Source organism: Bradyrhizobium sp. S3.3.6, assembly GCF_040546905.1.
GTDB classification, from domain to species: Bacteria; Pseudomonadota; Alphaproteobacteria; order Rhizobiales; family Xanthobacteraceae; genus Bradyrhizobium; species Bradyrhizobium cytisi.
The window spans coordinates 477,037-489,253 of the sequence record NZ_JBEPOT010000003.1 but is presented as its reverse complement, the minus strand read 5'-3'; the positions used below and the strand labels follow the sequence as shown (position 1 = coordinate 489,253).

Genomic DNA, 12,217 nt, shown 5'->3' with positions numbered 1-12,217 from the left:
GCTACTCGAATCGGGCCAAGGATACAATCGTCCATTAGAGCTGAGGTAGGTTAAGGTCGGTTTGATCGTTCCTCGCGGGTTCAGTCTGTGTCCAGCAGGGACAGGTTGGACTGCGTCCGTTCGATGAACTTGGCAGAGGGCCTGCCGATCACACCAGTTGCGATGGTGGCATCATGCTGCTGTTTTGCCCGACGTGTCAAAGGATTTCGTAAAAGGCGAAGGTCGTGCGCGGCAATCAGCGGCTACTTTGCATGGGGTTGTTTTCGATATTTTTGTTAGAGCTGGGTCCAACCTGATCTGATCATGTGTTGTTGGTGCGGTGCCGAAGGCTCTCGGACCGGACGGACTCTATCCCTCCGCAAACTCGTCCCGCCGATACCCCTGCGCATACAGCAGCGCGGTGAGATCGCCGTGATCGATCCTCGCCGCTGCCGCTGCAGCTACTGCCGGTTTGGCGTGATACGCCACGCCCAAGCCCGCCGCCTGGATCATCGCCAGGTCGTTGGCGCCGTCGCCGACCACGACCGAGTCGATGTCGTCGAGATCGAACGACTCCATGAGATCCACCAGCGTCGCGAGCTTGGCCGCGCGGCCCAAGATCGGCTCCTTCACTTCGCCGGTGAACTTGCCGTCGCGCACGACGAGCTCGTTGGCGCGGTTCTCCTGGAAGCCGAGCTTTGCGGCGACCGCGCTCGTGAACAGGGTGAAGCCGCCGGAGACGAGGCAGGTATAGGCGCCGTGGGCGCGCATGGTCGCGACCAATTCGCGGCCGCCCGGTGTTAGCGTGATGCGTTCGGCCACCACCTTGTCGACGACGCCGGCAGGGAGGTCCTTCAGTAGCGCGACGCGCTCGCGCAGCGCCGGCTCGAACTCGATCTCGCCGCGCATTGCGCGCTCGGTGATGGCGGCCACGTGGGCCTTCATCCCGACGAGATCGGCCAGCTCGTCGATGCATTCCTGGCCGATCATGGTGGAATCCATGTCGGCGAGAAAAAGCTTCTTGCGCCGGACGCCGGCAGGCTGCACCACGATGTCGATGGGCAGGTCGCCGCGAAGCTCGCGCAACCGCTCTTCGATGGCGTGACGGTCGCCTTCGAGGTTACTGTCGGCGCCGAAGGGAATGTCGACCGCAACCCCGTCGAACAGCCAGTGCGCGGGTGCCGCTTGCGGCAGCACAGCGCGGGCGCCGTCGACGATGGTCGAGTCGAGGGCGGGATTGTTTGGGTTGCAGATCAGCGTGGCGACGAGGGACATTTGAGGTTTTCGTGAGCGAGAGGCATTCGAGCAAGGCCGTGCTTATCGCAGGCCCGACCGCCAGCGGCAAGTCGGCGCTGGCGCTGGAGCTTGCGCTGAGCGCGGGCGGAATCGTCATCAATGCCGATTCCATGCAGGTCTATCGCGACCTCCGCATCATCACGGCGCGCCCCACGCAGGATGAGGAGGCGCGCATTCCGCATCGCCTCTATGGCCATGTCGATGCGGCCGTGAACTTTTCCGCCGGCGCCTGGGTGGCTGATGCCGCGAAGGCGCTCGAAGAAGCGCGGGCCGAGGGCCGCCTGCCGATCTTCATCGGCGGCACCGGGCTGTATTTCAAGGCGCTGACGGCGGGTCTCTCGGTGGTGCCGCCGATCGCTGCGGAAATACGTGAGGACGTACGTGCCCGATTGGAGCGGAACGGCGTCGAGGTGCTGCATGCGGAACTCGCGCGCCGCGATCCGCGTGCGGCCGAACGACTGAATCTCCGCGACCGGACGCGGATCGCGCGTGCGCTCGAAGTGATCGAGGCGACCGGCCGTTCGCTGCTCGACTGGCACCATGAGGGCCAGCCGCCGCTGATGCCGAAGGACAGTTTTCGCGCGGTGTTTCTCGCGCCCGAGCGCGACGAGCTCTATGCCCGCATCGACGCCCGTTTCGACGCCATGTTGGCCGCCGGTGCCCTGACCGAGATCGAGCAGCTCGCCGCCCGCGGCCTGGACCCACTGCTGCCGGCCATGAAGGCTCATGGCGTGCCTGCGCTGATCCGGCAGCTGCGCGGTGAGCTCAGTCTGGAGGACGCCGCGATGATCGGCCGGGCCGACACACGCCACTATGCCAAGCGGCAATTCACCTGGTTCCGGCACCAGCTTCCAGAGTTCGAGTGGGTGAAGCCGGACGAGGCGAGGGGATGGCTCGCGGGCGCCGCCAACCCGGCCCGAGCCTCCCGCTAAACGCGCTTTTGTGCTCGAGTTCCCGATTTTACCTCTCGCCGAGCCCCGGGAACAACGCTACATTACCAAAATCGCGCGGGAACGGCCGCTTTGCCTTGACATCGGGGCTTTGGTCGTTATGTTTCGCGCAACCTTTGGGAAGCTGAGCGCCTGCCATGCGTAATATTATTACCAACCTCCTTATCGTCGTCGTACCCAGGCACACCGCCGGGGGTGGCTAGCTGCCATCCACATGACAGGCGGTGTGCAGGGTCCCTCTTCGGGGCCTTTTTTATTTCCCGAACCAGACACGAACGAAGCCGCTGACAACAGCGCATCCGGAGCAAGCCAATGAGCGACAAGAGCCACGATCCGAACCAGATGACCGGCGCAGCGATGATCGTCCGCGCGCTCATCGATCACGGCGTGACCGACATTTTCGGCTATCCCGGCGGCGCAGTGCTTCCGATCTACGACGAGATCTTCCAGCAGAGCGAGGTCCAGCACATCCTGGTCCGCCATGAGCAGGGCGCGGGCCATGCCGCCGAGGGCTACGCACGCTCGACCGGCAAGCCCGGCGTTGCGCTGGTGACCTCCGGTCCCGGCGCCACCAACATGGTGACGCCGCTGACCGACGCGCTGATGGATTCGATCCCGCTGGTCTGCATCTCCGGCCAAGTGCCGACACATCTGATCGGCAACGACGCATTCCAGGAATGCGACACCGTCGGCATTACGCGCCCTTGCACCAAGCACAATTGGCTGGTGCGCGACGTCAACGATCTCGCAAAAGTGCTGCACGAGGCGTTCTACGTTGCGACCACGGGCCGTCCGGGCCCGGTGCTCGTCGACGTTCCCAAGGACGTGCAGTTCGCGACCGGCACCTATCATCCGCCGCGCAAGTCCGACGTGCACCGCTCCTATGCGCCGCGCGTGAAGGGCGATGCGACGCAGATCCGCAAGGCCGTGTCACTGCTCGCGGGCGCCAAGCGTCCCGTGATCTATAGCGGCGGCGGCGTCATCAATTCCGGTATCGAGGCAACGAAGCTGCTGCGCGAGCTGGTCGAGGTCACGGGCTTCCCGATCACCTCGACGCTGATGGGCCTCGGTGCGTATCCGGCGTCGGGCAAGAACTGGCTCGGCATGCTCGGCATGCACGGCACCTACGAAGCCAACATGAGCATGCATGATTGCGACGTCATGCTGTGCGTCGGCGCGCGCTTCGACGACCGCATCACCGGCCGTGTCGATGCGTTCTCGCCGAACTCGAAGAAGATCCACATCGACATCGATCCGTCCTCGATCAACAAGAACATCCGCGTCGACGTGCCGATCATCGGCGATTGCGCCAACATCCTCGGCGACATCCTGCAGGTGTTCAACGCCGAGGCGAAGAAGCCCGACATCAAGACCTGGTGGCAGCAGATCGCGCAGTGGCGCGCCCGCAACTCGCTCTATTACAAGAAGAGCAACGACATCATCCTGCCGCAGCACGCGATCCAAAGCCTGTTCGAGCTGACGCGCGGCAAGGACACCTACATCACGACCGAAGTCGGTCAGCATCAGATGTGGGCGGCGCAGTTCTACGGCTTCGAGGAGCCGCACCGCTGGATGACATCGGGTGGTCTCGGCACCATGGGCTACGGCCTGCCGGCCGCGATCGGCGTGCAGGTCGCCCATCCCGACAGCCTCGTCATCGATATCGCGGGCGACGCCTCGGTGCAGATGACGATGCAGGAGATGTCGACGGCGGTTCAGTACGAGCTGCCGATCAAGATCTTCATCCTGAACAACCAGTACATGGGCATGGTGAGGCAGTGGCAGCAGCTGCTCCACGGCAACCGCTTGTCGCATTCCTACTCGGAGGCGCTGCCGGATTTCGTCAAGCTCGCGGAAGCCTATGGCGGCGTCGGTCTCCAGGTCACCAAGCCTGGCGATCTCGAAGGCGCCATCAAGGAGATGATCTCGGTCAAGCGCCCGGTGCTGTTCGACTGCCGCGTCGCGGCGCTCGAAAACTGCTTCCCGATGATCCCCTCAGGCAAGGCGCACAACGAGATGCTGCTGCCGGAGCAGGCCAACGACGAAGCCACGGCCAAGGCGTTCGCCGGCGGCAAGGCGCTGGTGTGAGTTAGCGGAACGATGGTTCAGGAGAGACGAGCGCGCCTTCTTCGCCTCTCCCCGCTTGCGGGGAGTCGCACGATGACGCGAGCAACTGCGAAAAATTCCGCTGTCATCGTCCGGCTTGACCGGACGATCCAGTACGCCGCGGCAGCCGTAGGAATCTCAGGCGCCGGTGATTACTGGATGCCCGCCTTCGCGGGCATGACGAAGAAGTTTTGAAAGGGACGACAATGAACCAGCCCGCATCCGCTTATTTCATCGAGGAGCGCCACGATCCCAACGAGACGCACACGCTTGCGGTGCTCGTGCAGAACGAGCCCGGCGTGCTCGCCCGCGTGATCGGCCTGTTCTCGGGGCGCGGCTACAACATCGAGAGCCTCACGGTCTCGGAGACCGAGAGCCAGACGCACCTCTCGCGCATCACCATCGTCACCACAGGCACGCCGATGGTGATCCAGCAGATCAAGCACCAGCTCGATCGCATGATTCCGGTCTACCAGGTCGTCGACATGACCCAGACCAAGCGCTCGATCGAACGTGAGCTGGCGATGGTGAAGGTGCGCGGGCAGGGCGAGCACCGCGTCGAGGCGCTGCGGCTGGCGGATGCGTTCCGCGCCCGCGTGATCGACGCCACCACCGAGAGCTTCGTGTTCGAGATCACCGGCAATACGGACAAAATCAACCAGTTCATCGACCTGATGCGCCCGCTCGGCCTTGTCGAGGTGTCGCGCACCGGCGTTGCCGCGATCGGCCGCGGGCCTGAGGGGATGTGACCCATGCTGGCGCGCGACTGGTACTACAACGAACGCAACCGGATGGGCATCGGGCCCGCGGTCGCGTCGATCTACGACAGTCACGATGACGCCGATATCCGGGCGCGCGCCGCGCTGAAGATGCTCGGGGTCCAGCGCGGCTGGCGCATCGCCGACATCGGTTGCGGCAACGGCGTGTTGGCGACCGAAGCCGCGCTGATGGGGGCCGAGGTCGACGCCATCGACATCTCGCCGGCGATGCTGGCGCTCGCCGAGATCTACGCGCGTGATCGCAAGGCGCCCGTGCGCACCCAGTCGGCCGGCCTGCTTTCCTTCGCCTACCGGCCGGACTCTTATGATTTGATCGTCAGCGAATTCACGCTGCATCACCTGCCGGATTTCTGGAAAGCGGTGGCGATGTCGCGGATCTTTCGTGCGCTCAAGCCCGGCGCGACCTTTTACTTGCGCGACATCGTTTACGCGTCGATGCCTGACGCCGTCGAGCGCGATGTCGAGCAATGGGCCGATTTCCATATCAAGAACCACGATTTCTCGTATGAGAGCGTGGTGACGCATATGCGCGACGAATATTCCACCTTCGGCTGGGTGATGGAGCGGATGCTGACCGATGTCGGCTTCACGCTGGTCTTGGCCGACTACCACGCCCCGATGCACGGCACTTATCTCCTACGCAAACCGAAAGCCGGCGAGCAAGGCTAGAAACAACAAGCAGGGCTGCACGACAGGGCAGAACCGGAAACAACAATGAAGCCGGCCGACATCCTCATCGCCCTCATGGTGGCGATCATCTGGGGGCTTGCCTTTGTGGCGAGCCGGATCGCGCTCGACGAGTTTTCGCCGGAGCTGATGACGGCGATGCGCTTTTCCATTGCCGCGGTGCCGTGCCTGTTTATTCCCAGGCCGAAGGTCGCCTGGTCGCTTCTGATCGCGATCAGTCTTACGCTGTTTCTCGGGCAGTTCCTGAGCCAAGCCTACGGCATCGCCCACGGGGTGCCGGTGGGGCTGACTAGCGTCGTGGTGCAGAGCCAGGCGCTGTTCACGATCGGCTTCGCGGCGTTGGTCTTCGGCGAGCGCCCGACGCCGGTGCAGACGCTCGGAATTGTCATTGCGGCGATCGGGCTGCTGATGATCTGCGGCACCGTCGGTTATGATTTCAGCGTCGGCGCCTTCGCGGTGCTGATGATCGCCCCGATCTGCTTTGCTGTCGGCAATCTCCTGCTGCGCGGTGCTCGCGGTGCGCCGATGTTCGATCTGTTCGCATGGCTGTGCCTCACCGCCGCGGTGCCGCTGTTCGCACTCGCGCTCGTCGTGAACGGACCGGTGCCGACCTTCCAGTCGCTGGTCCATATGTCGCTGACCGGCCTCATCTGCCTGCTGGTGATCGGCGCGATCTCCACCAGCATCGCCTATTGGCTGTGGGGCCGGCTGCTGCGTGACTATCCGGCTGCGCAAGTGGTGCCGTTCGCGCTGCTGGTGCCGTTCGTCGGTTCGGCTGCATCCAGCATCGTGTTCGGCGAGCGGTTCGGGCCGCTACGCCTCGCCGGCATGCTGACCGTGATCGGCGGCATTGCGGTGATGGTGCTGGTCAAGCGGCCGCAGCCGCTTGCGAAGATCGCGTGAGGTGAACATGGCCAATTCGCTGTTCTATGCCTTCCTCGCCTTCATGGTGGTGATGTACTTCACCCCGGGGCCAAACAACATCATGCTGCTGGCCTCGGGCTTGACGTACGGCTTCCGGCGTACCATCCCCCACATCGCCGGCATCGTCATCGGCTTCGCCTTCATGGTCGGCGCCGTCGGCCTCGGGCTCGGCACGGTGTTCCTGGCTTATCCGATCCTCCAGACCATTTTGAAATATGCCGGCGCGGCCTATTTGATTTACCTCGCCGCCGTGATCGCCTTCTCCGGTCCGGCGAAGCCGGGCGAGGGGGATGGTCGCGGCCCGATGACCTTCTGGGGCGCGGCCATGTTCCAATGGATCAATGCCAAGGGCTGGGTCATCGTGATCGGGACCATCACCGCCTATGCGGCGATAGCCCAGTTTCCCATCAACATCGCAATCCAGACCTTGATCAGCCTGCTCGTGGGCACGGTCTCGACCGTGGTCTGGGCCTTCTTCGGCACTGCACTACGGCCGGTGCTGACTTCGGACCGGCTGGTCCGTGCCTTCAATATCCTGATGGCGATCCTGCTGCTCGCCTCCCTCTACCCCGTTTTCATGGATGCATGATGTCGCGGATTTCCATGCAGAAACGGGTTTCCCTAGGGGCTGAAAATGCTCTAGACAGCCCCCGAAATCCGCAAATTTCACCATTCGGACACTGACTATCGGCCGATTCTGGCCCTGAACGAGGAAACGACTATGCGTGTTTATTACGATCGCGACGCCGACCTGAACCTGATCAAGGGCAAGAAGGTCGCCATCGTCGGCTATGGCAGCCAGGGCCACGCCCATGCGCTCAACCTCAAGGACTCCGGCGTCAAGGACGTCGCGATCGCGCTGCGCAAGGACTCGGGCTCGGTCAAGAAGGCTGAAGCCGCCGGCTTCAAGGTGATGGAAGTCGCCGATGCCGCCAAATGGGCCGACCTCGTCATGATGCTGACCCCGGACGAGCTCCAGGGCGACATCTATCGCGAACACCTGCACGACAACATGAAGAAGGGCGCAGCGCTCGTGTTCGCGCACGGCCTCAACGTCCACTTCAACCTGCTCGATCCGCGCGCCGACCTCGACGTGCTGATGATTGCGCCGAAGGGCCCCGGCCACACCGTGCGCTCGGAGTATCAGCGTGGCGGCGGCGTGCCCTGCCTGATCGCGATCGCCAAGGATGTCTCGGGCAACGCCCATGACCTCGGCCTGTCCTACGCCTCCGCTGTCGGCGGCGGCCGCGCGGGCATCATCGAGACCACCTTCAAGGAAGAGTGCGAGACCGATCTGTTCGGCGAGCAGGTCGTGCTCTGCGGCGGCCTGGTCGAGCTGATCAAGGGCGGCTACGAGACCCTGGTCGAAGCTGGCTACGCCCCCGAGATGGCCTATTTCGAGTGCCTGCACGAAGTGAAGCTGATCGTCGACCTGATCTATGAAGGCGGCATCGCCAACATGAACTACTCGATCTCCAACACCGCGGAGTACGGCGAGTATGTCACCGGTCCGCGCATCGTCACCGCCGAGACCAAGGCCGAGATGAAGCGCGTTCTCGCCGACATCCAGGGCGGCAAGTTCGCCCGCGACTGGATGCTCGAGAACAAGGTCAACCAGACCTCGTTCAAGGCGACCCGCGCCAAGCTCGCCCAGCACCCGATCGAGGAAGTCGGCGCCAAGCTGCGCGACATGATGCCCTGGATCAAGAAGGGCGCGCTGGTCGACAAGAGCAAGAACTGACGGCAACGCCGTCATTCGGGGGACGTGACGAAGTCGCGCCCCCCGGACCTCGATCGATGTTCACTAGCCTCCGGGGTTTGCATGGACGCCTCCCCGGAAGTAACGCGGCGATGCGACGTCCGCCTCGTGCCAGCGTGATCTCGTTGTCGTGCGCGCCGCTGCCCCGCGCTGCGCGAAGCTCCTGCCGAAACCGGCTTCGGTTTTGCAGCAGAATGGATGTTTTCCAGCAAGCTCCCGAGTATTGGGACACCGTTACTGACGTGATTTCCGTGCGACTACGGAGTCCAATTGCGATAGGCAGATCAACCAAATCTTAGTGCGACTGAGCGAGGGTGAACTTTTGCTCGTACCGCAGATGGACAATGCCGAACCCTTGGCGAAGGCCGACCGGATCGCCGGGATCGTCCGTCACGATCCTGGGCTTGCTGTTTTCGCTCGTTGTCGTCGCCCTTTTTCTCGTTGATCTGGGCATCCGCTACCGAGAAGCAGTCGCATCTGCGAAAACCGACGCCCTCAATCTCTCGGCTATTCTGGCCGAGCATGCCGCGGTGACGTTCGAAGACATCGATCGTGTGCTGCTTGAGGCGCGGGCAATCCGCAGGGACGCTTTGTCCGGAAAATACGCCGATGGCGAAGCGGCCAATGTCGCGCTGCGTCAACTGGTCAAGAGCTCGTCGATTCTCGTCGCGGTCGGCTGGACCGATGCGTCCGGCGCGGTCGTTGCGCATTCCTACGACCACACGCTGCCGCGCAACAACATCTCGGACATGGCGCACTTCATCGCGCAACGCGATGGCGCTGGCACCGGATTGTTCGTTGCACCACCCTATCGCTCGGCAGGCGGCGACAAATGGTTCAGTGCGGCGTCACGCCGATTGAACAACCCGGATGGAAGCTTTGCGGGCATCGTCACTGCGCCGCTGGATCAATCTTTTCTCCTGAAGATCTACCGGAAGATCGATCTCGGCCCGAATGGCTCGGTGGTGCTGCTCCACCGCAACGGACGGGTCCTCGCGCGCGTACCGGAACAGAAAGATGTCCTCGGCAAGTCGGTCGCCGGCGGCCCGCTGTTTACCCAATATCTGCCGGTCTCCGAGGTAGGCTCATACGAGCTCACGAGCCCCATCGATGGCGTCGCGCGCATTGCAGCGTACAAGGCCGTTTCCGGCCTGCCGCTGGTTCTGGTGGTGACTTACTCGCGCAGTTACGTGTTGCAGCCGCTGTACCGGCATCTCTACACCTTCGGTCCGCTGGCTGCCGCGATCGTCACCATTATTCTGATCGGTACATTTCTGCTGCGGCGGCAAACGAATGCACTTGCGGCCGCGAGTGCTCGGTTCGACGCTGCGTTGAGCAACATGCCGCATGGGCTCAGCATGTTTGATGCCGACGCGAAGCTGCTGATCGCCAACAGCCGTTATCGTGATATCTACGACCTCACCGAGGCGCAGGTCAGGCGCGGTACGCCGCTGGGCAGCATCGTCGGCGTCTACAAGACGGCGGGAGGCGATCTCGACATTGACGAGTTCCTCGATGGCGCAAGGCGCCGGACCCCGCGGATTGTCACGCTCGCCGACGGCCGGATCATCTCGATCCTGCGTACCCCCATGGCCGATGGCGGCTGGGTCGCCACCCATGAGGACATCACCGAGAAGCGGCGCGACGAGATGCTGCTAGCGGAAAATGCCGCCGAGCTGAAGCTCATCAACACGCGGTTCGATGTCGCTATCAGCAACATGTCCCAGGGGCTCTGCCTGTTTGATGCAGACAAGAATCTCGTGATATCGAACAGCCGCTATCAGCAGATGTACGATCTGCCAGACGAACTCGTCATGCCCGGCACGCCGCTGGAACGGATATTGCAGCACTACGCGGATCGCGGCGAATCCGCCGGCGACCTGACAGTCAATCAACATCTTCAGAAGATGCCGACCCTGCGGCAGCAGGCCTATGAACTGAAAGACCAGCGCCAGGTTCTGATCCAGCGCAAGCCGCTGCCGGATGGCGGCTGGGTCGCGACGCACGAAGACGTCACCGAGCAAAGGCGCGGCGAGCAAATGCTGGCCCAGAAGGCCGCGGAGCTCGAAGCGATCAACATGCGCTTCGACGCCGCCCTCAACAACATGTCCCAAGGGCTTTGCATGTTCGATGCGGACCAGAGGATCGTGGTGTCGAACGCACGCTATAGCGAAATCTACCACATTGACGGTGATCGGATAAAACCAGGAACCATGCTGGCGCAAATTCTCGAGTATCGTCGCGAGCAAGGCACGCATTTCGTCGACGTCGCGCCGGACGTCTACCTCAATCAGAACGTGAAGCAGCTCAGCGAGATCCGGGAACTCGCCGACGGCAGGGTGGTCGCGATTGCGCGTCACATGATGGCGGACGGTGGCTGGCTCACGACCCACGAGGATATCACCGAGCGAGCGAGAGACGAGAAGCGCATCGCATATCTGGCGCAGCACGATCTGCTCACGGGTCTTGCGAACCGCGCCGTGTTCTCCGAAAAACTCGACGATGCTGCAAAGCGGTCGCAGCGTCATGGCGCAAAGTTCACCGTGCTGATGCTGGATCTGGACAGATTCAAGGCGGTCAACGATACGCTCGGTCACGCTGCGGGCGACCAGTTGCTGATTGAGGTGGCGCGGCGGCTGAGTTCATCGCTGCGGGATACCGACGTCCTGGCGCGCCTCGGCGGCGACGAATTCGCGATCATCCAGGAGAACGAAAAAGTTCAAAGCGAAGGCGCGATCGCATTGGCTCTGAGGATCATCGGTCTAATCGAGCAACCCTTCGATCTGGACGGTCATCGCGTCAGCGTCGGCACCAGTATCGGTATCGCCTTCGCGCCGGAGCACGGCGCCGATGCCGAGAGCTTGCTACAGAGGGCGGACTTGGCGCTTTATGCGACGAAATCCGCAGGGCGGAATGATTTCCGCATCTTCCAACCCGAGATGACGGAAGCTGCCGACACACAGAAGTCGATCGAAGGCGAACTGCGCGAGGCGATGGCTCGCAACGAGTTGGAGCTGCACTACCAGCCGATCATTGATGCCGGAACGTGCGCGATGACCGGCCTGGAATGTTTTGTGCGCTGGCATCACCCGTCGAAGGGCGTGCTGGCGCCTTCGCAGTTCCTCGATGTCGCCGAGCAGGCCGGACTGATGCTGCCGCTCGGTGAATGGATTCTGCGACAGGCCTGCCTGGATGCGGCCGCCTGGCCGGCCCATATCCGGGTCGCCGTCAACATGAGCGCTGCCCAGTTCCACAAAGGTAACCTACTGGACGTCGTCCTGTGCGCGCTGGTCGAGTCGGGATTGTCGCCGGAGCGCCTCGAGCTCGAAATTCCCGACGCTGCGCTGCTGGACGGGAATCTTGCGGCTCATCTGCTCACGGTCCGGCAACTAAAGAACCTGGGCGTCGGCGTCGTCCTCGACAATTGCGGTGTGGGATATTCCGCCGGGAGCTACCTCCAGAGCTTCCCATTCGACAAGTTCAAGATCGACCGGGCGATCGTGCAGGGCTGCGCAACGCGACGGGACTGCGCGGCGGTCGTCGCCTCTGCCGTCGCATTGGCGCGCGGTCTCGATGTCGCCACGGTGGCCAAAGGGGTCGAGAGTCGTGCGCAGTTCGAGGCCCTGCAGGCGGCGGGAGTGGACCTCGTCCAGGGATATCTGTTCGGGCGACCCGTGCCGAACTCGGAAGTCAGTTTCGATTCGCCGTTGCCGGCGCAAAACGTCGCGTGATGTCAT

9 protein-coding genes are annotated in these 12,217 nt (G+C 63.0%); 8 read left to right on the top strand and 1 reads right to left on the bottom strand.

All coding sequences use genetic code 11. From position 1 onward, the window contains the following. Positions 1–348: 348 nt before the first annotated feature. Positions 349–1,254: a phosphoserine phosphatase SerB gene (serB, locus tag ABID59_RS11165; protein WP_354083419.1), complete on the bottom strand. Its 906-nt coding sequence runs from the start codon at positions 1,252–1,254 to the stop codon at positions 349–351. Between the two features lie 11 nt (positions 1,255–1,265). Between serB and miaA the strand changes: the two genes are divergently transcribed. The 8 genes from miaA (at position 1,266) to ABID59_RS11125 (ending at position 12,211) form a co-directional block, all read left to right on the top strand. Further along, entirely contained in the window at positions 1,266–2,207 is a 942-nt protein-coding gene (gene miaA / locus ABID59_RS11160; protein ID WP_354083418.1) for a tRNA (adenosine(37)-N6)-dimethylallyltransferase MiaA, read from the top strand. A 330-nt stretch (positions 2,208–2,537) separates the two neighbouring features. Beyond that, the gene (locus tag ABID59_RS11155; RefSeq protein WP_354083417.1) at positions 2,538–4,313 is read left to right on the top strand and encodes an acetolactate synthase 3 large subunit; all 1,776 of its coding nucleotides are present in this window, start codon (positions 2,538–2,540) and stop codon (positions 4,311–4,313) included. A 224-nt stretch (positions 4,314–4,537) separates the two neighbouring features. Next, positions 4,538–5,080 carry an acetolactate synthase small subunit gene (gene ilvN, locus ABID59_RS11150; protein WP_148754180.1) on the top strand — a complete coding sequence of 181 codons (543 nt, stop codon included), beginning with the start codon at positions 4,538–4,540 and terminating at the stop codon, positions 5,078–5,080. 3 nt (positions 5,081–5,083) lie between these two features. Continuing rightward, on the top strand, positions 5,084–5,779 hold the full coding sequence (locus ABID59_RS11145) for a class I SAM-dependent methyltransferase (protein ID WP_354083416.1): 696 nt from the start codon (positions 5,084–5,086) through the stop codon (positions 5,777–5,779). Between the two features lie 45 nt (positions 5,780–5,824). Further along, positions 5,825–6,700: an EamA family transporter gene (locus tag ABID59_RS11140; RefSeq protein WP_354083415.1), complete on the top strand. Its 876-nt coding sequence runs from the start codon at positions 5,825–5,827 to the stop codon at positions 6,698–6,700. A 7-nt stretch (positions 6,701–6,707) separates the two neighbouring features. Next, entirely contained in the window at positions 6,708–7,310 is a 603-nt protein-coding gene (locus tag ABID59_RS11135; RefSeq protein ID WP_187435192.1) for a LysE family translocator, read from the top strand. Between the two features lie 132 nt (positions 7,311–7,442). Next, positions 7,443–8,462 carry a ketol-acid reductoisomerase gene (gene ilvC / locus ABID59_RS11130; RefSeq protein WP_008131520.1) on the top strand — a complete coding sequence of 340 codons (1,020 nt, stop codon included), beginning with the start codon at positions 7,443–7,445 and terminating at the stop codon, positions 8,460–8,462. Positions 8,463–8,824: 362 nt separating this feature from the next. Next, on the top strand, positions 8,825–12,211 hold the full coding sequence (locus ABID59_RS11125) for a bifunctional diguanylate cyclase/phosphodiesterase (protein ID WP_354034163.1): 3,387 nt from the start codon (positions 8,825–8,827) through the stop codon (positions 12,209–12,211). The last annotated feature ends 6 nt before the right edge of the window (positions 12,212–12,217 follow it).

What these genes read in the sequence shown, in the direction of transcription:
- serB (WP_354083419.1), bottom strand. Translation starts at nt 1,254, where the DNA reads ATGTCCCTCGTCGCCACGCTGATCTGCAACCCAAACAATCCCGCCCTC.
- ABID59_RS11155 (WP_354083417.1), top strand. Translation starts at nt 2,538, where the DNA reads ATGAGCGACAAGAGCCACGATCCGAACCAGATGACCGGCGCAGCGATG.
- ilvN (WP_148754180.1), top strand. Translation starts at nt 4,538, where the DNA reads ATGAACCAGCCCGCATCCGCTTATTTCATCGAGGAGCGCCACGATCCC.
- ABID59_RS11145 (WP_354083416.1), top strand. Translation starts at nt 5,084, where the DNA reads ATGCTGGCGCGCGACTGGTACTACAACGAACGCAACCGGATGGGCATC.
- ABID59_RS11140 (WP_354083415.1), top strand. Translation starts at nt 5,825, where the DNA reads ATGAAGCCGGCCGACATCCTCATCGCCCTCATGGTGGCGATCATCTGG.
- ABID59_RS11135 (WP_187435192.1), top strand. Translation starts at nt 6,708, where the DNA reads ATGGCCAATTCGCTGTTCTATGCCTTCCTCGCCTTCATGGTGGTGATG.
- ilvC (WP_008131520.1), top strand. Translation starts at nt 7,443, where the DNA reads ATGCGTGTTTATTACGATCGCGACGCCGACCTGAACCTGATCAAGGGC.
- ABID59_RS11125 (WP_354034163.1), top strand. Translation starts at nt 8,825, where the DNA reads ATGCCGAACCCTTGGCGAAGGCCGACCGGATCGCCGGGATCGTCCGTC.